The organism is Vreelandella piezotolerans (assembly GCF_012427705.1).
In the GTDB taxonomy this organism is placed as follows: Bacteria; Pseudomonadota; Gammaproteobacteria; order Pseudomonadales; family Halomonadaceae; genus Vreelandella; species Vreelandella piezotolerans.
This window is the reverse complement of sequence record NZ_CP048602.1, coordinates 68816-90616: the sequence shown is the minus strand read 5'-3', so window position 1 is coordinate 90616 and position 21801 is coordinate 68816. Positions and strand designations below refer to the sequence as shown.

At 59.4% G+C, this 21801-nt stretch carries 16 protein-coding genes; 9 read left to right on the top strand and 7 right to left on the bottom strand.

Annotated features, from left to right (window positions below):
• Nucleotides 1-225: 225 nt before the first annotated feature.
• The 3 genes from GYM47_RS00375 to GYM47_RS00365 are packed head-to-tail and all read left to right on the top strand — an operon-like array spanning nucleotide 226 to nucleotide 4281.
• Nucleotides 226-996: a GntR family transcriptional regulator gene (locus GYM47_RS00375; RefSeq protein WP_139528552.1), complete on the top strand. Its 771-nt coding sequence runs from the start codon at nucleotides 226-228 to the stop codon at nucleotides 994-996.
• Complete coding sequence (locus GYM47_RS00370) at nucleotides 993-2906, top strand: sensor histidine kinase (RefSeq protein WP_153844095.1); 1914 nt, start codon at nucleotides 993-995, stop codon at nucleotides 2904-2906. The genes GYM47_RS00375 and GYM47_RS00370 overlap by 4 nt, the downstream gene beginning before the upstream one ends.
• Entirely contained in the window at nucleotides 2899-4281 is a 1383-nt protein-coding gene (locus GYM47_RS00365) for a sigma-54-dependent transcriptional regulator (protein ID WP_139528554.1), read from the top strand. The genes GYM47_RS00370 and GYM47_RS00365 overlap by 8 nt, the downstream gene beginning before the upstream one ends.
• On the opposite strand, the gene GYM47_RS00360 is transcribed toward GYM47_RS00365, so the two are convergent.
• From GYM47_RS00360 to GYM47_RS00350, 3 genes are all read right to left on the bottom strand, one after another.
• Nucleotides 4257-4928: a metal-dependent hydrolase gene (locus GYM47_RS00360; RefSeq protein ID WP_153844096.1), complete on the bottom strand. Its 672-nt coding sequence runs from the start codon at nucleotides 4926-4928 to the stop codon at nucleotides 4257-4259. The genes GYM47_RS00365 and GYM47_RS00360 overlap by 25 nt on opposite strands.
• A 90-nt stretch (nucleotides 4929-5018) precedes the next feature.
• Nucleotides 5019-5570 carry a gamma carbonic anhydrase family protein gene (locus GYM47_RS00355; RefSeq protein ID WP_139528556.1) on the bottom strand — a complete coding sequence of 184 codons (552 nt, stop codon included), beginning with the start codon at nucleotides 5568-5570 and terminating at the stop codon, nucleotides 5019-5021.
• A 52-nt stretch (nucleotides 5571-5622) separates the two neighbouring features.
• Nucleotides 5623-6963: a sodium-dependent transporter gene (locus GYM47_RS00350; RefSeq protein ID WP_153844097.1), complete on the bottom strand. Its 1341-nt coding sequence runs from the start codon at nucleotides 6961-6963 to the stop codon at nucleotides 5623-5625.
• A gap of 202 nt (nucleotides 6964-7165) precedes the next feature.
• Between GYM47_RS00350 and prlC the strand changes: the two genes are divergently transcribed.
• From prlC to GYM47_RS00330, 4 genes are all read left to right on the top strand, one after another.
• Nucleotides 7166-9214, top strand: a complete 2049-nt coding sequence (prlC, locus tag GYM47_RS00345; protein WP_153844098.1) for an oligopeptidase A — start codon at nucleotides 7166-7168, stop codon at nucleotides 9212-9214.
• A gap of 57 nt (nucleotides 9215-9271) precedes the next feature.
• The gene (locus GYM47_RS00340; RefSeq protein ID WP_139528559.1) at nucleotides 9272-9520 is read left to right on the top strand and encodes a YheV family putative zinc ribbon protein; all 249 of its coding nucleotides are present in this window, start codon (nucleotides 9272-9274) and stop codon (nucleotides 9518-9520) included.
• Between the two features lie 289 nt (nucleotides 9521-9809).
• The gene (locus GYM47_RS00335) at nucleotides 9810-10790 is read left to right on the top strand and encodes a TAXI family TRAP transporter solute-binding subunit (RefSeq protein WP_139528560.1); all 981 of its coding nucleotides are present in this window, start codon (nucleotides 9810-9812) and stop codon (nucleotides 10788-10790) included.
• A 99-nt stretch (nucleotides 10791-10889) separates the two neighbouring features.
• The gene (locus GYM47_RS00330; protein WP_139528561.1) at nucleotides 10890-13091 is read left to right on the top strand and encodes a TRAP transporter permease; all 2202 of its coding nucleotides are present in this window, start codon (nucleotides 10890-10892) and stop codon (nucleotides 13089-13091) included.
• Nucleotides 13092-13182: 91 nt separating this feature from the next.
• Here the strand turns inward: GYM47_RS00330 and GYM47_RS00325 are convergent, their stop codons facing one another.
• Nucleotides 13183-14394, bottom strand: coding sequence for an SLC13 family permease (locus tag GYM47_RS00325; RefSeq protein ID WP_153844099.1), 1212 nt, complete (start codon nucleotides 14392-14394; stop codon nucleotides 13183-13185).
• Between the two features lie 148 nt (nucleotides 14395-14542).
• On the bottom strand, nucleotides 14543-15382 hold the full coding sequence (gene metF / locus GYM47_RS00320) for a methylenetetrahydrofolate reductase [NAD(P)H] (protein ID WP_153844100.1): 840 nt from the start codon (nucleotides 15380-15382) through the stop codon (nucleotides 14543-14545).
• A gap of 140 nt (nucleotides 15383-15522) precedes the next feature.
• Here metF and GYM47_RS00315 point away from each other — a divergent pair, with 140 nt between their 5' ends.
• Nucleotides 15523-16458 (top strand): AEC family transporter, encoded by a 936-nt coding sequence (locus GYM47_RS00315; RefSeq protein WP_153844101.1) that lies wholly within the window; start codon nucleotides 15523-15525, stop codon nucleotides 16456-16458.
• On the opposite strand, the gene ligB is transcribed toward GYM47_RS00315, so the two are convergent.
• Both ligB and metK read right to left on the bottom strand, forming a co-directional pair.
• Nucleotides 16455-18116 (bottom strand): NAD-dependent DNA ligase LigB, encoded by a 1662-nt coding sequence (gene ligB / locus GYM47_RS00310; RefSeq protein WP_231125672.1) that lies wholly within the window; start codon nucleotides 18114-18116, stop codon nucleotides 16455-16457. The two genes, GYM47_RS00315 and ligB, sit on opposite strands and share 4 nt — an antisense overlap.
• A gap of 211 nt (nucleotides 18117-18327) precedes the next feature.
• Entirely contained in the window at nucleotides 18328-19548 is a 1221-nt protein-coding gene (metK, locus tag GYM47_RS00305) for a methionine adenosyltransferase (protein WP_139528566.1), read from the bottom strand.
• Nucleotides 19549-19794: 246 nt separating this feature from the next.
• Between metK and tkt the strand changes: the two genes are divergently transcribed.
• On the top strand, nucleotides 19795-21786 hold the full coding sequence (gene tkt / locus GYM47_RS00300) for a transketolase (RefSeq protein WP_153844102.1): 1992 nt from the start codon (nucleotides 19795-19797) through the stop codon (nucleotides 21784-21786).
• The last annotated feature ends 15 nt before the right edge of the window (nucleotides 21787-21801 follow it).

Genomic DNA, 21801 nt, shown 5'->3' with positions numbered 1-21801 from the left:
GCGACACGCCTGTCATCAAGCCAATATTGGTAATACCAATTGACAAATAATGATCAATAACGTTAATGACAAGCTGATGGTATGTCAAACGAAGATCCCTTCTTACGTGCAAACCAACTTTATACTTTAGTTTACTCGCAGTCGCTAACACGGTGGGTATTCGCTGCTTGAGTAGCGCTCTAAAACACCTTACTATTGGTCTTACCAATTAAGGGAGCCCCACCAATGACCTACCCTCCGCTCCGTCAACAGCGCCTTGCCGACGTGATAACGGAACGCCTGGAAGCCATGATCTTGGAAGGCAGCCTCAAGCCCGGCCAACGTTTACCGCCAGAAAGGGAGCTTGCCGAGCGTTTCGGCGTATCGCGCCCTTCGCTGCGCGAAGCCATTCAGAAGCTAGCGGCTCGCGGCCTGCTCATCAGCCGCCAGGGAGGCGGCACCTTCGTCAATGAAACGCTGAATAGTGGTTACACTGATCCGCTGCTGGAAATGCTCTCGCGCCATAACGAATTCCATTTGGACCTGCTGGAATTTCGTGACGCCATGGAGGGCATTTCCGCCTATTATGCGGCCCTTCGCTCCACGCCTGCCGACAAAGCCGTGCTCATTCAGCGCTTCGAGGAACTGGACGGTGGCTTCGTCGGTGCCGATCCTGCGCAGGAAGCCAAACTAGACGCCGCGTTTCATCTTGCCATTGCGGAAGCAGCGCACAACGTGCTGCTGCTGCACACCATCCGCGGCATTTTCCACCTGCTCGAGCAGAGCATCGTGGATAATCTGGCCCATCTGTTTGCCAAGCCCGACTCGCGCACGCAACTCATGAAACAGCACCGTGCTTTACTGGACGCCATCTTAGAAGGCCGTGCCGAAGACGCCCGCGCCCGCGCCCATGAACACTTGGTGTACGTAGAGGAGGGCTTGCTGGAGATGGCCAGAGCCGAGACTCGCGCCCAGCGCGCGTTACGCCGTGCCCAGGGCACCAGCAGCCCGGCATGAACAGTCATGTCAGTCCTACCGCGCGGCGCTGGCGGCTGCTATGGCTGATCGTCATTCCCCTAGGGCTACTGCTATGTATGTGGCAAGCGTCCCAGCTCGCTCGTGAGCAGGCACTCTCGAATCTTCAAGATGATGCCGAAAACGAGCTGCGCCTTTCTGCAGCCAACTTGAACGGCTATCTGCTGCGCTACGACTACCTGCCACAAATGCTGGCCACGCGGGAAGGCATCCAACGCTTCTTGGACTCCCCCGAGAGCCAGGACCCCATGCCACTCAACCTGCTGCTGGATCGTTTTCGATTCACTTCAGGCGTATCGGACGTTTACCTGCTTGATCGCGATGCCGACACCATCGCGGCCAGCAACTGGCATCGGCCCAACACGTTCATTGGTCAGAACTACGCGTTTCGCAGCTACTACTCCGATGCCATCGCGGGTGGCCAGGGACGCTTTTTTGGGCTTGGGATCCAGTCGTTAGAGCGCGGCTACTACTTTTCCTCTCCGGTGTGGCTGGACGACACCTCTCCCGATGCCAAGCCCGATGGTGTGATCGTGGTAAAAGTGCTGCTCGATGACGTCGAGGAGAGTTGGGCCGAGCAGGACGCCGAACTGTTCGTCACCGATAGCGACAACATCATCTTCATGGCCAGCCACCCCGAACTGCGCATGAATGCCCTCTACCCATTGAGCGACGTCCAGCGCAACGCACTGCGCGCTACTCGCCGTTACGCCATGGAGCCGCTATCGCCCTCCGGCATTCAGCTGGATACTCCTTACGGGCCCGGCAGCTATTTGGTGAGCTTCGCGCATGGCCCGCTGAGCGGGGGTCGCTATTTAAGCCTCACCCGGCCAATTCCTGAGTTTGGCTGGCAAATGCATATTCTCAAACCGCTGACGCCGGTCATCAATGCTCAGTGGATTGCCGCCTTTATGGCAGGGGGGCTCTATAGCGTTATCGCCCTGGCAGGCGGCATTGGCTGGCAGCGCCTAAGATTACGTCGAGAGCGTGAAGCGTTTGCCGAGCGAGAGCGTCAAACGTTGGCCCGGGTGCGCGATGAGCTTGAAGTCAGCGTCGAGCGTCGCACCCGGGATCTGGTCGCCAGTAATCAGCGTCTTTCGGATGAAATCGAAGAGCGGCGGCGAGCAGAGGCCAACTTGCGTCAAACCCAGGATGAACTGATCCAAGCCGCCAAGCTCGCCGTGCTAGGTCAACTGGCGGCGGGCATCAACCATGAGCTCAACCAACCCCTCGCCGCCATTCGCGCCTACGCCGAAAACGCCCGGCGCTTTATCGAGCTGGCACGCATCGAGCGCGCCGACGCCAACTTGGCGCATATCGTCGAACTCACTGAACGTATGGCCGACATTAGCGCTCAACTGCGCCAATTCTCTCGAAAAAGCAGCGATCGTCAAGAAACGATTTCGGTTCAAGCATGCATCGAGTACGCCCTGCGCCTGTTTCATAGTCGCCTGCGCGATGACGCTATCCACGTAGTTCACCAGTGGCCCGAAGAGACCCTCTGGGTAGAGGGCGACTTAGTGCGCCTTGAGCAGGTACTGGTGAACCTGATTGGCAACGCGGTTCAGGCAATGAAGGAGGTCGAGGCGCCTGTGCTAACGCTGAGTGCCCAAATAGACGACGCGCACATCGTCATCAGCGTGGCAGATAATGGCCCAGGCATTGCGACGGATCATCTAGGCCATATTTTCGAGCCCTTTTTTACCACCAAAGCGCCGGGCAGCGGACTAGGGCTAGGACTCTCGATCTCCTCGCGTATTATGGAGGACCTGGGAGGCAAGCTACAGGCCCGCAATCTTGTCGATGGCGGCGCCTGCTTTACGGTAACTCTGCCACGTTCGCCAGCGCCTTCCGCCTCCCGCCATGAACAGGAGAACCCTTCCCATGCATGAGCCGTCGACACTGCCGGTCATGGTGATCGACGACGAGCCGCATCTTCGTATCACCGCTAGTCAAACCTTAGAACTCGCCGGCTATACGCCCCACTGCTTCGAGTCGGCCGAGCAGGCACTGGCCGCACTGCCAGCCAATTTCCCCGGCGTCATCGTCAGCGATATTCGAATGCCAGGCATGGACGGCATGTCCCTGTTGCATGAACTGCATAGCCGCGACGCCACGCTGCCGATCATTCTGATTACCGGCCACGGCGATATCTCCACCGCCGTGGAGGCAATGCGGGCAGGCGCTTGGGACTTCCTGGAAAAGCCTTTCGCAGGCGACCAGCTGCTGGATGTGGTGAGGCGTGGCATCGAAAAACGCCAGCTCAGCCTCGAAAACCTGCGTTTGAAAGCCGAGCTAGAGGTACAGCAAGCCGCTCTAGGGCCACGTCTGGTCGGGAGAACGCCAGTAATCTCACGTCTCGCCGCGATGATTCAGCGCATCAGCCAAGTGGAGGCCGACGTGCTGTTGTTTGGCGAGACCGGCACCGGCAAAGACTTGGTTGCCCGGGCGATTCATGAGCGTAGCGCCCGGCGTAACAGCCCCTTCATGGCCATCAACTGCGGCGCGGTGCCAGAAAACACGATCGAATCCGAACTGTTTGGTCATGAGAAAGGGGCATTTACTGGCGCAGTGGAACGGCGCATTGGCAAATTCGAGCATGCCAACGGTGGCACGGTCTTTTTGGATGAGATCGAATCGATGCCGCTGGCGCTGCAGGTGAAACTGCTACGCGTATTGCAAGAGCGTAGCGTAGAGCGCCTCGGCGCCAACGAAGCAGTGCCGCTCGATATTCGTGTGATCGCTGCCACCAAAGTGGATCTAAAAATGGCCGCGGAGGAAGGACGCTTTCGTGAAGACCTCTACTACCGACTCAACGTGGTCACGCTACCCCTTCCCGCTCTGCGTGAGCGGCGCGAAGATATTCCCCTGCTGTTCCAGCACTTTGCCGTCGTCGCCGCCAACCGCAGCGGCTTGGAAGCGCCTACCCTGGATAGCCATGCGGTTGCGGCCCTGTTGGCCCACGATTGGCCTGGCAACGTTCGCGAGCTGCGCAATTTAGCAGAGCGTTACGTGCTGTTAGGCGCGGCGTTCGACTACCGTCTGGATGTCTTGCTCGAGGGGGTCACCGCCGATACGCAAGAGCCCACGCTGCCACGCCAAGTAGAGTTGTTCGAAAAAAGTCTGATCAGCCAATCCCTGGCACGTCATCATGGCCGAGTGACCGATGTGTGTCGTCATTTAGGGATTCCGCGTAAAACGTTTTACGACAAGCTAAAGAAACATGGCCTCAGCGCCGATGACTATCGCCACAGCAGCGAGCCTTGATGAAATAACTCCAGCAGCACGCTCCAGGGGGGTACCCAAGGCATCAGCACCAACAGGGCGATCAGCATCAATAGGTTGGATAGCGGACGGCGGCTATCCCCCAGCTTCAGCGCTGTCCCGAACGAGCGCTTGAGCCGTGCACCTTCCAAATCGACACTAAACAGCTCGTCCAGGCCCAAGTGGATGATAAAACCCAACAACACCGCCGCTCCATGGGACCACGCCAGCCAGGCAGGCTGCGCCAATACGTGGTAACTGATAGCGGCGGTGGCCAGCGCACAGAGCCCTGCCGCCATCAGCGAGTGCCAGATACCACGATGCACGGTCAGGCGCGAAAATAGCACCGCCGCTAAATAGCGCACCGAAAAATAGATGCCCCCGCAGGCCACCAGCAGCAACCCAGGCGTCAGCCAGGGCTGCAGCAGCAGCACGCCCAACACCAGCGAAGGAACGGATAATAGATTGAAAATCAGTCGAATAGAGCGAGAGCGGTCGGCATCGATGTCAGGCAGGATCCCGCCAAACGCCACCAGCGCAATGACCAGCAGTGCTTGAGGCGCTCCCCACCACTGGGCTTGCCAGCCAACGTAAGTCATTAGCGTGCCGCCCGCTGCTGCTACCGTAATATGCGTGCGAAAATTAGCCATGTCGCGGCACCCTAGAAAACTGGATAAATTACCAGATTTTTAGAGAGCGCAACATGGCTATTTTAGAAAAAAGAGTGGTTAGGCAAGCGCTTAGCGTCCGCTGTCGGTATCACTGAGAAACCGGTCTTTTAACTTGACATAATTACCCGCCGTGTAAGGAAAGAAGGCGCGCTCTTTCTCTTTCAGCGGGCGCAGCGCTTTTGCCGGGTTGCCTGCATAAACGAAGCCGCTCTCCAGCCGTTTCCCGGGTGTCACCACGGCGCCAGCGGCTATGATGACCTCATCTTCGACGACGGCCCCATCCATGACGATTGCCCCCATTCCCACCAGGATACGGTTACCCAGCGTGCAGCCATGCAGAATGGCTTTATGGCCGATGGTCACGTCGTCACCAATGGTCAGCGGAAAACCCTCCGGATTGAAGTCGCTCGCATGGGTGATGTGCAGCACGCTGCCATCCTGAACGCTGGTCCGCGCGCCAATGGTGATACGGTGCATATCACCACGAATCACGGTCATCGGCCATACAGAACAGTCGTCGCCTAGCGTGACATTGCCGATCACCACGCTAGCGGGGTCGATATAGACACGCTCACCCAACTGCGGCGAGACGCCTTGATAGGTCCTTAAGGCACTGCTCATGGCACACTCCTCTGAAGCATTTCGCGTTTCGTAACGACACATGATGAGGGAACTATAACAACCCACCCAGTAGAACGATAAACGTCAGTGGAATCGATACCCAGCGGACGATAGTGCGCCACAGGACATAACCACCATCGCCCACGCCCAGCGCTTTCACGACCAGCGCTTGCGGCATCACCCAGGCGGCAAAGGTGGCAATCAGCAAACCGCCCAAGGGTAGAAAGATGTCAGGCGGAATACTGCTCACTAGCTCGAACACGTTACGGCCAAGCAGTGGCCGGAACTCGGCCAGCGTGGAAAATGAAAACGCCGACAGCAGGCCGAGAAGCCAAACGCTGATGGCCACCACGGCGGTGGAAACACTGCGTCGCCAACCCAGCCCTTGCAGCGTTGCCACCATTGGCTCGGCCAAGTTGATCGCCGAGGTCCACGTGGCGAGCAGCAGCAGTAAGAAAAAAACGCTGAGCCAGAGCGAGCCCCACGGCAGCTCGGAAAACGCGATCGGCAGCGTCACGAACATCAGTCCTGGGCCATCGGCAGGGTCCATGCCTTGCGCAAACACCACCGAGAAAATCGCGATGCCCGCCAACAGCGCCACACTGATATCCAGCACTGCCACAGCGAAAGCCGCTTTGGGCAGGCTCTGCTCATCGGGCATATAAGCACCGTATGCCATCAACGCGCAGGCCCCGACAGCCAGGGTAAAGAACGCGTGACCCATGGCGTGCAATACAACCGCGGGCGTCACGTCGGTAAAGGAGGGTAGAAAGAGCCAGGACAGCGCCGTGCCAAAACCTGTGGTGGTAGTGGCGTAAACGGCCAATAGCAGCAGCAAGCCGTAAAGCAGCGGCATCAGCAGGTTGTTGAGACGCTCGAGTCCCTTGGCGACGCCCGCGGCCACCACCGTCATGGTCATGAACAGAAACAGCGAGTGATTGAAGATCAGCAGCCCTGGATTCGCTAGAAAGGCTTCGAACCCCGCGCCGATCTCGGCAGCGCTGGCGCCGTGGAAATTGCCGTTCACCGAGGCGACCAGAAACTCGATCGACCAGCCGGACACCACCGAATAAAACGACAAAATACAGAACACGGTGAACGCACCAAACAGCCCCAGCCAACGCCAGTACCGTGACGCCCCGGCTTCGGATGCCAACACGCCGAGCGCCTGCATCGGCCCGCGCCGCCCGGCACGCCCGATGAGAATTTCCGCCATCATCACGGGAATCCCAAGTAGCAACACGAACGCCACATAAATCAGCAAAAAAGCAGCGCCGCCGTTCTCTCCCGCCACATAGGGGAAGCGCCAAATATTACCCAGCCCAACCGCAGCACCTGTTACCGCCAAGATAAAGGCCCGCTTCGACCCCCAGCGCTCTAGCGTTTCACTCATTACTTGCTCCTGCCATGGGTGGCATTGTTTGGTGACACTTGCAAATTAAGGATATGGAAAGGCGGCAAGACTAGCAGGCACCCGCCCCCAGGCCAAACGCTTGCAGCGGGCCGAGCATTGAAACAGCGCCCTACTGCCCGCACTGTGTCATCATCAGTGCATGCATTGTGTGCACCTTCACTTGATGACTGCCGAGGTACTTATGTCCCGCAACCCGTTGCTAGAGAGTCACGAGCTTCCCCCTTTCGCCGACATTCGTGCCAACCACGTAGTGCCCGCCGTAGAAACGCTGCTCGATGAAAGCCGCGAGGCGATTGATCGACTCGCCCAACAGGCCGCTACGACGCCACCCACATGGGAGAATTTTGCCGCCCCACTGGAAGGCGTGAATGACCGTCTTTCCCAAGCCTGGTCGCCGGTATCGCACCTCAACGGCACCATGAACACGCCAGAGCTGCGCGACGCGTACCAAGCCTGTCTGGAAAAACTCTCTGCGTTTGGCACCTGGGTTGGCCAGCACGAAGGGCTGTTCAAAGGCTGGCAGGCGCTAAAAGAGAGCGAGAGTTGGTCAACGCTGACGGCCGCCCAACAGCGTACGGTGGATAACGCCCTGCGCGATTTTCGCCTGGCCGGGGTCGATCTCCCTGCGGATAAGAAGGTTCGCTACGGCGAGATTCAATCCCGCCTCTCGACGCTGTCTAATCAGTTCTCCAACAACGTGCTGGATGCCACTCAGGCGTGGCACAAAGACATTCAGGATCGTGCGTCGTTGGCTGGCGTTCCTGAGAGCGCCCTGGAAACCCTCAAAGCCCTGGCAGATGCCAAAGGCGTGGAGGGCTACCGTATTACGCTGGATTTCCCGAGTTTCTTCCCCATCGTCAGCTACGCCGACAGCCGTGAACTGCGCGAGGAGGTGTATACCGCCTTCGTGACCCGAGCCTCCGACCAGGGTCCCAACGCGGGTAAGTTCGACAACGCGCCCATTTTGGAAGAGATTCTAGCCCTGCGTCAGGAGTTGGCGCAGCTGCTGGGCTTCGCGACCTACGCCGACTACTCGCTGACCACCAAAATGGCGGACTCCCCCACGCAGGTGTTGGACTTTCTGGAAGATCTCGCCCGTCGCGCCAAGCCTCAAGCGCAAGAGGAGTTTGCCGAGCTCAGCGCTTACGCCCGCGACGAGCTCGGCATCGAGACGCTCAAACCCTGGGATGTCGCCTACGTCAGTGAAAAGCTTCGCGAAGCGCGTTACGCTATCTCCCAAGAGCAGCTGCGTCCCTACTTCCCCGCGCCACGGGTCGTCGATGGCTTGTTCCAGGTCGTCGAGCGTCTTTATAACGTGCATATCGAAGCGTATGACAGCGCCCCGAGCTACCACGACGATGTCCGCTTTTACCGCATCAGCGAGCACGGCAAGCCGATTGCCGGTTTCTATCTAGATCTCTACGCCCGTGAAGGGAAACGTGGCGGCGCGTGGATGGCCGACTGCCGGGTACGCCGCAAAACCGATAACGGCGTGCAGCTCCCCGTGGCCTTTTTGACCTGCAACTTCACCGCGCCGGTGGGCGGCAAACCTGCGCTCCTCACCCATGACGAAGTGACCACGCTGTTCCACGAATTCGGCCATGGCCTGCATCACATGCTGACCAAGCAGGAGGTGGCCGACGTCTCAGGCATCAATGGCGTCGCCTGGGATGCGGTAGAACTGCCCAGCCAGTTCATGGAGAACTACTGCTGGGAGCGAGAAGGCCTCGACCTGCTAGCCAAACACGTAGACACCGGCGAACCGCTGCCAGACGTTCTGTTCGAGCGTCTGCAAGCGGCCAAAAACTTCCAGTCTGCCATGGGCATGGTGCGACAGATCGAGTTTTCACTGTTCGACCTGCGCCTCCACCATGAGCTGGAAGCACCTTCGGCCAGCGATGTACAAGCGCTGCTCGACGACGTGCGTCGCCAAACCTCCGTCGTGCCGGTAGTCGACTTCAACCGCTTCCAAAATAGCTTCAGCCACATCTTTGCAGGCGGCTACGCCGCTGGCTACTACAGCTATAAGTGGGCGGAAGTCCTCTCTGCCGACGCCTGGAGTGCCTTTGAAGAGGTGGGTATCTTTGATCCCACCACTGGCCAGCGCTTCCGCGAGGAAATTCTTGAGCAAGGCGGCGCTCGGGATGCCGCCGAGCTATTCCGTGCTTTCCGGGGCCGTGAACCCAGCGTCGAGCCGCTGCTACGCCATAGCGGTATCCGCGCGGCCTAAACCGACCGTTTCGATACGGTGCGGCGGCTCAGCCGTCGCACCTTGGGAGCCAAACCGATGTCGAGTGTTAAACGTTTTATCGCGGGGGTGACTTGCCCACGCTGCGCCGCCATGGACCGTATTCGCGCTTGGGAGCAAAACGGTATTCGCTACCGGGAGTGCGTCAGCTGCGATTTTTTCGAACAGTTGCCCATTGAGGACGACGCAGCCCCTGAACTCACCACTCGTGTGAATCAAGTGCGCGATGAGCAAAAAGTCCAGGACGTACAGCCTGTGCGTATTCTGGATCCTGGCAAAAAGAAGTAACGCCCTCACCGACCCATCGAGCAACCCCGGGTAGCGACTAAGGCGCTGCCCACTCAAGGTGTGCGGAATTCCGCACATCACCCCGCTTACCCCGTGCGAAAAGCCAGACACTTACCGCGTTTTGCATTTCAACCAAAGTTGAAGACCATTTTCTCAATCTATTGATTTAAAAATAAAAATACATACATGGCACGAGTATCGCTCTGTATAAGCTGCTTAATGATGAAGCACTGGCGGTGTCCCACACGCGCCAGACGATAATCCCAATAACAGCTTAGGAAAACTCGCCATGCGCAATACGATGCCCAAAACGATTGCCCTGCTCGCTGGTGGCGCGCTACTCGCCGCCGGTACTGCCCACGCGGACCGCTCCGAGTGGCCAACCAACTTCACGGTGGGTACGGCCAGTCAAGGCGGCACCTACTTCGTTTACGGCTCTGGCTGGGCAAACTTCATCGCCGATGAGCTCGGTGTTTCAGGCGGCGGCGAAGTGACTGGTGGCCCTACCCAAAACCTGGCGCTAGTACATAGCGGCGATATGGCGTTCGGCCTAACCACCATGGGACCGGCTTCCGATGCCATGAAAGGCGAAAGCCCGCTGGCCCCAGGCCTAGTAATGGACAACGTGTGCGCGCTGTTCCCGATGTACGAGACTCCGTTCTCCATCGCAGCGCTCTCGAGCTCTGGCATAACTTCCATCTCTGAGATTCCTGACGGTGCGCGCATCGGCTTCGGCCCGGCGGCATCGACGTCTGACACCTACTTCCCAGCCATGCTGGAAACACTGGGCGTCAACTTCGAGCGCCGTAACGGCGGCTGGTCGGATCTGGGCGGTCAGCTTCAGGATGGCTTGCTGGACGTCGTCGCGTTTGCTGCAGGTATCCCGATTCCGGCGGTTAGCCAGTTAGAAGTACAAACCGACGTGAACATCATCGAATTTACCGAAGAAGAGCTGGCCACCGTGCTGGAAAACTATCCGGTTGCTGAATTCACCATTCCGGCAAGCACCTACACCACACTGGAAGAAGATGCGCGCGCTGTCTCCATGTGGAACTTCGCCATTGCCGGTTGTGACCTGCCGGAAGACTTCATCTACGAAGTCACCAAGGCGACCATGGAAAACAACGATCGGATGCGTGACGTTCACCGCAGCGCTGAAACCAGCATCCCGGAGAACATCGTTCATAACAACGTACTGCCCTTCCACCCGGGTGCAGCACGTTGGTACGAAGAGAACGGTTACGACATCTCTGACGATATGATCAAGTAAGTACGCCGCACCATCGCGCTGCCCCGTCACCGACCCTGTCGGGCGGGGCAGCGTTCGCTACTGCCCCTTTCTCTGCTTTTGCTGTGAGGGTGACCTCTGATGAGTCACAATACCGACCAAGACCCCAACGGCCTCAAGGATGACGCCCTAGCTGGTTCATCAACACCCGAATCGATTGCCGATGGCGTCGATGAGGAAGTCGTTGAGCCCAACCGCCGCCTATTCGTCGGCTGGCAGTTTCTACTATTTGCAGCACTGGCGATTGCCTACTCGGGTTTCCACCTGTTTTCACTCAACGTGTATCCCATGGAGACCTGGTCGTTTCGCATCGTTCACATCGCCGGTGCGTTGATTTTGGGTTACGGCCTGTTTGCCGGCGCCCGCTTTGCCGAAGATGCGCAGCAAGCGTCACCTGCTTGGTTGAAATGGGTGAGCTACGCGCTGCTGGTGCCTGCGGTTTACGCTCTGGTGCAGGTCTTTTTGATGCAGCAGACCATTAACGGCGGTGCCATGCGCATCGACCCGACCATCGAGACGCTGCACTTTGGCTACCCGCTGATGGCGACTACCGCCGTCGCGATCGTACTCTCCTGGTTCTATCGTCAGGAGCGCCACCGCTTCAACGCCGCTGATCTCGTGCTCATGGTGTGTGCACTGGCCAGCGCAGGCTACCTGCTGATGGCGTTCAACACCACCATGCGGATGTCTACCGGCACCTCGTTTGCGCCTCCCGGCATTTCGTGGGCGGCCATTGCAGGTTCGCTACTGATTCTCGAACTGACCCGCCGCGTCGCTGGCTTGGCGCTGGTCGTCATTTCCGCCGTCTTCCTGACCTACGTGTTTGCTGGCCCTTATCTGCCGGGTTTCCTAGGCTACCCGGGGCTGTCGATTCAGCGTTTCTTTAGCCAGGTCTACACCGATGCGGGCATTCTCGGCCCGACCACGGCTGTCTCTTCTACCTATATCATTCTCTTCATCATTTTTGCCGCCTTCCTACAGGCCTCCAAAGTAGGTGATTACTTCGTCAACTTCGCCTTTGCCGCGGCAGGCCGTGCCCGCGGCGGCCCGGCGAAAGTCGCCATCTTTGCCTCTGGCTTGATGGGCATGATCAACGGCACGTCGGCCGGTAACGTGGTCTCCACGGGTTCTCTAACCATTCCGCTCATGAAAAAAGTGGGCTACCCCGCACGTAGTGCAGGGGCCATCGAGGCCGCCGCGTCTACCGGTGGTCAGATCATGCCGCCCATCATGGGTGCAGGTGCGTTCATCATGGCGGAAGTGACCGGTATCCCTTATACCGAAATCGCCATTGCCGCTGTCATCCCGGCCATTCTCTACTTTGCCTCGATCTACTTCATGGTGGATTTCGAAGCCGCCCGTAAAGGCATGCGCGGCATGCGCAAAGACGAGATTCCGCTGTTCTCCAAGCTGGTAAAACAGGTCTATCTGTTCGCGCCGATCATCATTTTGATCGTAGCGCTATTCATGGGCTACTCGGTGATTCGTGCAGGTACGCTGGCCACCGCCTCTGCGGCCGTGGTGAGCTGGATTTCGCCCAACAAGATGGGCCTGCGCGCCATTTTGAGAGCGCTGCAGCTAGCGGGCACCATGTCGATTCAGATCATTGCCGTGTGTGCCTGCGCGGGTTTGATCGTTGGCGTCATCTCGCTGACCGGTGTGGGTGCGCGCTTCTCTTCTCTGCTGCTGGGCTTGGCGGGCGTTAGCCAGCTGCTGGCGCTGTTCTTCGCCATGCTGATCAGCATTCTGCTAGGCATGGGCATGCCGACCACGGCGGCTTACGCGGTGGCGGCCTCGGTCGTGGCACCGGGGTTGATCAACATCGGCATCGAGCCGCTGATTGCTCACTTCTTCGTGTTCTACTTCGCCGTGGTCTCGGCCATAACGCCGCCGGTGGCGCTGGCCTCTTACGCGGCGGCGGGTATCTCTGGGGACAACCCCATGGGCACGTCGGTGGCGTCGTTCAAGATTGGCTTGGCCGCATTTATCGTGCCGTTCATGTTCTTCTACAGCCCGGCGATGCTGATGGAAGGCTCTGCCATGCAAATCCTGCGCGTTGGCCTCACCGCTACGCTGGGTATCGTGCTGCTCTCAGGCATGGTGCAGAAGTGGTTCTTCGGCCCGGTGAACGTCATCCAGCGTGTGGTCATGCTGGTGGGCGCACTTTTCTTGATCTACGGCGGTATCTATACCGATATTGCAGGCCTCGCCATTGGTACAGTGCTATTTGTCATGCAGCGCAAGCAGCACGGTGGCAAAGGCAAGATTGCCAACGCAACCTAAGCAATAACGACTCCTCCTCGAGCAACAGCCGGAACCCTTGGGTTCCGGCTGTTTTGTCTCCAGCGTAGCGTACCTCGCTGCGCAATGCCGGTCAGCGCAGCGTGAACCAAAGCGCCGCCGCCAGCATCGATAGCAACGTTACCGGCACGCCAACTTTAGCAAACGCCACGAATCCTAGATGAACCCCATGGCGTTTCGCGCCCTCTGCCACGATTAAGTTCACCACGCTGCCGATCAGCAGCAGGTTCCCCGCCAAGGTCGACATCACCGCCAACATGACGAGGGTGGACTCCGGCAACCCAGGAAACAGCCCCAACAGCAGCACTACAAAGGGCACGTTGCCAATCACGTTACTGGCCATCAACGCGATGCCCGTCATACTCCACGCACCGCTAGGCAGCCCGTCTTCGCCTAACAGACGATTCACCACCGCGCTGGCCTCGGGCAGCGATGCCACGCTCCCCGTAACGATGAAGAGGCCCACGAACAGCAGTAGCAGGTTCCAATCGACGGCTTGGGTATAACGGTGGCTGGCCACCCGGCGCGACATCATCAGCACCAGGGCCACGGCCAGCGCCGACCACTCGCGGGGGAGCGGCGTCGAGAACAGTACCAACAAGGCAACGGCAGCCAACAGCGGCTTATAGCGAAGGCTTTCTGTCATAGGCGCCGTTGCCAATGGCGCCGAAGCGGGGCCACTGAGCCACCAGCACCGCCGCCAGACGAGCCAGATGACGCTGTAGGTAGCCATCAGCGCGACCAGCGCAGGGACGGCGGCTTGCAGGCTGTAATCCCAAAACGCTAAGTCGCCCGCCTGACCAATCAGAATATTTTGCGGGTTGCCAATTAGGCTCGCCGCCGAGCCTGCATTGCAGGACATCGCCAGGGCCAGCAGGAACGGCCGAGGGTCCAGCCCTCGAGCCAGCAGCGCCTGGCATAGCAGCGGCGTCAGCGCGAAGGCGACGATATCATTGACCAACAACGCCGATAGCACGCCGCCTAACAGCACCACCCCCAATAGTAGCTTGCTCGGTTGCTCGGCATGCCCCGCCATCCGTTCGGATAGGCGGTGGTACACCCCTGAAAAACCGAACTGAGCCGAGACCAGCATAAGCGCCATCAACAGGACCAGGGCGCCGATATCGATATGCTCGGCGATGTCTTCCAACCGGACCGTGCCGGACACCAGCAAGACACACGCCGCCGTGAGCGCCATCCATGAGCGGTCGACCTGAACGCCCGGCAGCCGACCGACCGCCATACCCAGGTAAGTGAAGGCAAACATGACCGTGATCAGCCACATCGTGTGGTGCTCCTATTCAATGTACCGAACGAGCCGCCATCATACGGGGCCTGCCCATCGACCCATAGCGCCTACCCTCGGTCAGCAAGCCAAAAAAAACCGGCCTGCATCCAACGATGCAGGCCGGCTTTGGAGGCATACGGGCGCGCTAGCGCAGATTGTCCACCACTTTAAGCACCGGTGCCGCTTGGTTCAGCGTGTAGAAGTGTAGGCCTGGCGCACCGCCGTCAAGCAGGCGTTCGCACAGGCGCGTCACCACATCGGTGCCGAAGGCGGCAATCGCATCGCTGTCATCGCCATAGGCTTCCAACTGCTTACGGATCCAGCGAGGGATTTCGGCACCGCAAGCGTCGGAGAAGCGCGCCAACTTGGTGTAATTAGTAATCGGCATGATGCCGGGAATGATCGGCTGCTCGACGCCCAGCGCCCGCGCTTTATCGACGAAGTGGAAGTAAGCATCGGCGGTAAAGAAGTACTGGGTGATCGCCATATTGGCGCCCGCCTTCATTTTACGGGCGAAGTTTTCCACATCCTTGTCGAGGTTAGGCGCCTGTGGATGAGATTCCGGATAGGCTGCGACGGCGATATCGAAGTGATCCCCCGTCTCCTCACGAATGAATTCCACTAGCTCGTTGGCGTAGCGCAGCTCGCCGATACTGCCCATACCAGAAGGCATGTCACCGCGCAGCGCTACGAGGCTATCGACCCCTTCTTCGCGGTACTTGGCAAGCAAATCACGAAGCTGGGCTTTCTCGCTGCCAATACAGGAGAGATGCGGAGCCGTGGTAATGCCGCTTTGGCTGACGGTCCGGACGATATCTCTCGTGCGCGCCTGGGTGGAGCCCCCTGCACCGTAGGTCACCGAGAAGAAACGCGGATGACGTGCGGCCAACTCATCGCGTACATGAATTAGCTTCTCCCGGCCAGCATCGGTGTTGGGCGGAAAGAATTCGAAGCTAATACCTAGCGGATGCTCTTGGCTGCTCATGGTTTATCCTCGCAGGACGGTAACGTGATCATTATTTGAGGTATTCTCGCTGCTTCACCGCGCAGCGGCTAATGAAAGATTTCACGGTCGACCTTCAATTCGGCTCATGTTAGCTCTACCGCGTCTATCAAGGAGGAGAAATGGACTTAGCACCCAGTGCTTTAATGGGCCCGCTGCTCATGCTGTTGGCGTATGTGGGACTAGGCTTTATTGCCGCTCAACGGTTGCAAATAGACCCGCGCCCCATCGCCACCCTATTGGTCTACTTGATTGCACCGCTCACGATATTTCGTGCACTCATGAACGGGGGCCCCACCGCTGAGTATTTGGTGCTGACCTTCGCGATGTTCCTGTTAGTCAGTAGTATGGCGCTGGCCGTACGCTGGGCAACACAGCACCGCTTTGGCCCCCAAGAGGGAGCGCTGCTGGCGTTCTCCTCCGGCACCGGCAACACCGGCTACTTCGGCCTGCCGGTGGCGCTGATCTTGCTGCCCCCCGAAGGTGTGACGCTGTACCTGTTTTGTATGCTAGGCATCAATTTATACGAGTTTACGGTGGGGTTTTACTTAAGTGCCCGCGGCCACTTCTCGGTGCGCCAGAGCCTCGCCAAAATTGCCCGCCTGCCGCTGGTGTATGCCTTTTTATCGGCACTGCTATTAAACGCGCTCAACGCCACCCTTCCGGCGTCACTGATGAGTTCATTAGCGGTCTTTCCAGCCACTTATACGCTGCTGGGTATGATGATCATCGGTATGACGTTGAGCCAAGTCACGCTCGCCGCGTGGGATACGCGCTTTGTCGCCACCTGCGTGGGGCTGCGCTATGTACTCTGGCCGCTGGCGATGCTGGGGGCGGTGCTGATACTCCAGCAGTTCACGCCGCTCGCCCCGGAGCTGGCGATGGCGCTGCTGCTACTGGGCGTGGTGCCCATGGCCTCGAACGTTGTCGTGGTGGCCATGGAGTTGGGCATTCAGCCACAGAAAGGCGCGCTGGCAGTGCTCACCACCACACTGCTGGCACCGCTGCTGATCCCTCTCTATTTGGGCCTGATGCTGCGGCTCACTGGCCTGGGTTAGAACCCGTCGACGCCAGCCTGCTGTAGCTGGCGGGCCATGCGCGCTACGTCTGGATGGTGGAAGAAGGCGACGAGCGCTTCGCCGCGTACCGGGCCTACGCTGGGAACGGCTTGCCAATCCGCTCGAGAGTAACTCGCTAGGGTGTACCAATCACCCAGTCGTGCGTCGCCCCCAGGCGGCATGCCCAGCGCCGACAGCCAAGCCGCATAGGGCGCTTGTCGCGCTGCATCGAACTGTGCCGCCAGCGAGTCGGCGGTGGTCGCGCCAATACCGTGGGCCTGCTGCAGTTGCTCTGGCGTCAGCGCTAGCCAACCCAGTAATTCCGTGACCACCCCGGCATCCATTAGCGCCTGCCACGTGCCTTCGCCGACCCCTCGCATGCCCAGCTGTTCGCCAAGGTAGGTTAATCGCGCCAGCAGCTGGGCGCTGCATTCTGACGTTAGTGTAAAACAGCTCAATAGATGATAGCGCTCGGGCGGCGGAGCGCTAAGCGCGGCTCTTTCGCGCGTGTGCCACACCACGCTGGCTACCTGGGGAATCGTCAGACCTGCCAGCGTCACCGCCACCTGGTCGCCTGGGCGCACGTCCCACGCTTCCCAGCGTTCCAGCGAGCCCAACGACACGCGGCTGATGCGTCGTCCTTCCAAGGTAACCGGATAGAGCCACAACAGCGGCGTTACGCGCCCGGTGCGCCCCACGCGGAACTCGACCCCGCGGACCTGGGCCAGCACCTGCTGGGCAGGATACTTCCAGGCCACCGCCCACTCAGGGGGTGATGACGACCAGCGCCGCAGGCCGGGGCGCTCTGCTTGCTTCAACACCACGCCGTCGGTAGCAAACGGCAGCGGGCCGTTGAACCACCGCTCACGCCACTCGGCGGCCGCCTCTCGCCCGCTGATCGGATGGGTGTAGTCGGCCGTATCGAACCCCAGCGCCGTCAGTTGCGCCAGCCGTTCGGTCATCTGTGTCGGGCCATCCGGCCAGTCCCACACGAATAAACCAATGCGACTCAGCGTCTCTTGGCTCGGTTCGCGCTGTGCCATGGCGCCGGCCACGGCGCCACGAGCGCCTGAATCCGGCTGGCGCGCCTGTACGTGGTTATCCAACTGCCAATAGAGCTCGCCTTGCAGCACTGCAGAGACAGCGTCAGGAAGCGAGTCGGGCACACCGGGCAACTGCTGAACGCGCGTCGTCCAATCCTGCCCACGCTCGCCGTCTCCTCGACTGACGGCTTCTACTAGCTCCCCATTCCGATAACGCAGCGTCACCGCCACACCATCTACCTTGGGTTGAATCCACAGATCGTCACGGCGGCTGGTAAAGCGTCGAACGCCTTCGTCGTCGACTTTATTGAGCCCGGTTTGAACGGCCGGATGCATGCGGGTGCCATCGCTACGGGTCACTCGGGTAAGCGGCCGGTGGGGTGTCGTATCACCCTGGCAGGCTTGCCAACTTGCCAGGCGTGCCAGCGCCTGATCGTACAGCTCATCAGCAATCAGCGATTCGCCGCCATCATGGTAAGCGCGGTCCCAGACCTCGATGTGTTCGGCTAGCGCCTGGGTTTCCAGCGCCAGCCGCTCAGCAGGCCAGTCGGGGCAGCTATCCGCCTGTGCAGAAAAGGTGACACCCATACACCAAGCGGCCACTAAACCCGCCATTGTGATCGTTCGGCAACCCGGCATACGCATCCTCTCGTGGGGAACGGAAGATCTTTCAATCCTTATTAAAGTTAACTTATAGCAAACAGATAGAGATGCAATGCGCATCTAGCCACTCGCACAGTGTTTCGATACATAAAAAAGCGCCCCCTGGCATAAACCAGGAGGCGCTTTTGGCTAACCCGTGGCGCTCGTCGCGCTCGCGAAAAGCTTATAGACCGGCGGCCTGACGCAGCGCGTCCGCTTTATCGGTTTTTTCCCATGGAAACGCAGTGAAGGTCTCTTTATGCTCTTCGCCTTTGTCGTCCACCCAAGTGTAGCTGTGTTCGAACGGCGCGCGGCCGAAGTGGCCATACGCAGACGTGAGGCGATACATCGGATGCAGCAGGTCGAGCATGGTGGTGATCGCGTAGGGGCGCAGATCGAAATGCTCGCGCACCAACTCGACGATCTTGGCGTCGTCGATTTTGCCGGTACCGAAGGTGTCGATGGACACAGAGGTCGGCTCTGCCACGCCAATGGCATAGGAGACCTGAATCTCACACTTGTCTGCCAGGCCCGCGGCCACGACGTTTTTCGCCACATAACGGCCAGCGTATGCGGCGCTACGGTCTACTTTCGACGGATCCTTGCCCGAGAACGCGCCGCCACCGTGGCGCGCCATACCACCATAGGTATCGACGATGATCTTACGGCCGGTCAGGCCGCAGTCGCCCACCGGGCCACCAATCACGAACTTGCCGGTCGGGTTGATGTGATATTGGGTATCGGCGTCCAACCACTCCGCAGGAATCACTTGTTCGATGATCTCGCGCTTGACCATCTTACGCAGGTCTTCTTGATCGATCTCCGGATCGTGCTGAGTCGACAGCACTACCGCATCGACGCCACAAGGCTGCCCGTCTGCATTGTAGCGGAACGTCACCTGGCTCTTGGCATCCGGGCGCAACCACGGCAGCAGGCCGTTTTTACGCAGCTCCGCCTGACGCTCGACCAAGCGGTGCGAGTAGTGGATCGGGGCCGGCATGAACGAGTCGGTTTCGTTGGTGGCGTAGCCGAACATCAGGCCCTGGTCGCCCGCGCCTTGATCTTCCGGCTTGGTACGATCGACACCCTGCGCAATATCGACACTCTGCTTGCCAATCAGGTTGATGACGCCGCATGTGGCACCGTCGAAGCCCACTTGAGACGAGGTGTAGCCAATATCGGTAATCACATCACGCACCAGCGTCTCGAGATCCACCCACGCGGACGTGGTGATCTCACCGGCAATAATGGCTACACCGGTTTTCACCATCGTTTCACAGGCAACACGGGCCTGTTTATCCCGGGCGATAATGGCATCTAGCACCGCGTCTGAAATCTGGTCGGCAATCTTATCGGGATGGCCCTCGGAAACGGACTCGGAGGTAAACAGGGAATATTCGCTCATCGCGCACTCGACCCTCTGTATGACGGCTGCTTCGTTATGACCGCAGCATCAGCAGGAAATCATGGCAGGAGGTTCCCTGCCCGTATAAAGAAGCGGCACCGTGACGTTCACCACCACTTCGGGAGGCAGAGTCTACACGCTGTTGGGGGTTCTTCCCACAACGTACCCCTGAGAATTTGCCGCCGCCGGGGAAGTCAGCGACAATAGCGCCTTTATTCTTTCCGTTTTCAGGCGAGGAGCACCCCCATGCCGTCCCGTTTTGAGCTGGCCAATGCCATTCGCGCCCTTTCCATGGATGCCGTTCAGAAGGCCAAATCCGGCCACCCTGGCGCCCCCATGGGTATGGCTGATATTGCCGAGGTGCTGTGGAATGACTACCTCAAGCACAACCCCGAAGACCCCAAGTGGGCCGATCGCGACCGGTTCGTGCTGTCGAATGGCCACGGCTCCATGCTGCTCTACTCGCTGCTGCACTTGAGCGGCTACGAACTCAGCCTGGAACAGCTGCAAAACTTCCGCCAGCTGCACTCGCCCACCGCTGGCCACCCGGAGTTCGGCTACGCTCCTGGCATCGAAACCACCACTGGCCCGCTGGGCCAAGGCTTTGCCAACGCGGTCGGTTTCGCCATTGCCGAGAAAACGCTGGCCGCGCAGTTCAATCGCCCCGGCCACACCATCGTCGACCACCACACCTGGTGTTTCCTGGGTGATGGCTGCTTGATGGAGGGTATCTCCCACGAAGCGGCGTCTCTTGCGGGCACTCAGCAGCTAGGCAAGCTCATTGCGCTATACGACGACAACGGCATCTCCATCGATGGCGAAGTCGACGGCTGGTTCACCGACGATACTGCCAAGCGCTTCGAGTCCTATGGCTGGCACGTGGTGCCCAACGTCGATGGCCACAAGCCTGACGAGATCAAAGCAGCCATCGAACTGGCGAAGAGCCACGACGACAAGCCGACTCTGATCATCTGTAAAACCATCATTGGTTTTGGGGCGCCCAACAAGCAAGGCAAAGAAGAAGCCCACGGCGCACCGCTGGGTGATGACGAAGTAGCCCTGGCGCGCCAACAGCTGGGCTGGGAGCACGCGCCGTTCCATATCCCCGAGCCGATCTACTCTGCCTGGGATGCTCGCGACGCTGGCAAACAGCGTCAGCAAGAGTGGGACGCCCGCTTTGCTCGCTATGCGGAAGCCTTCCCGACCGAGGCGCGAGAGTTCGAGCGCCGCATGAAGGCACAGCTGCCCGCCGAGCTCTCCTCGACGGCATTGATCGAGCAGGCGCAAGAAAAAGGGGACAGCATTGCCTCGCGTAAAGCATCGTTCGAAGCACTGAACGTGATTGGCCCGCAAATGCCGGAACTGCTCGGTGGCAGCGCTGACTTGGCGCCCTCCAACCTGACGTTCTGGAAGGGCGCCAAAGCAATCACTCCAGACGATGCCAGCGGCAACTATCTCCACTACGGCGTGCGTGAATTCGGCATGGGCGCAGTGATGAACGGTATCGCTCTACACGGCGGTTTCGTGCCTTATGGCGCAACCTTCTTGATTTTCATGGAGTACATGCGCAATGCCGTGCGCATGGCGGCATTGATGGGCAAGCAGGCTATCTACGTATTTACCCACGACTCCATCGGCCTGGGTGAAGATGGCCCGACCCACCAACCGATCGAGCAGCTCACCAGCCTTCGTACTACGCCGAATTTGAATACCTGGCGCCCCTGTGACGCAGTGGAAACCGCTGCCGCCTGGGATGCCGCAATCAAGCGCCACTCCGGCCCGACGGCGCTGGTGCTCTCACGTCAGAACCTACCGCATCAGGCGCGCACCAAGGCGCAGTTGGCGTCCATTCAGCGCGGCGCTTACGTACTCAAAGAGTGCAACGGCACGCCGGACCTCATCCTGATCGCGACCGGCTCCGAAGTCGCCTTGGCGATGGATGCCGCGGCCGAGCTGGAGCAGCAAGGTAAAGCCGTGCGCGTGGTCTCCATGCCGTCCGCTTACCGCTTCAACGGCCAAGATGCCGACTACCGTGAAAGCGTGTTGCCCAAAGCCGTGACCAAGCGTATCGCCATCGAAGCGGGCCACGCCGACTACTGGTACAAGTACGTGGGCCTCGACGGCCGCGTGATTGGCATGACCACCTACGGTGAGTCGGCACCCGCGGGCGAGCTGTTCAAGCACTTCGGCTTTACCGTTGAGAACATCGTCAAACAAGCCAATGAGCTGCTGGGTTAACTCCTCGCTCAAACG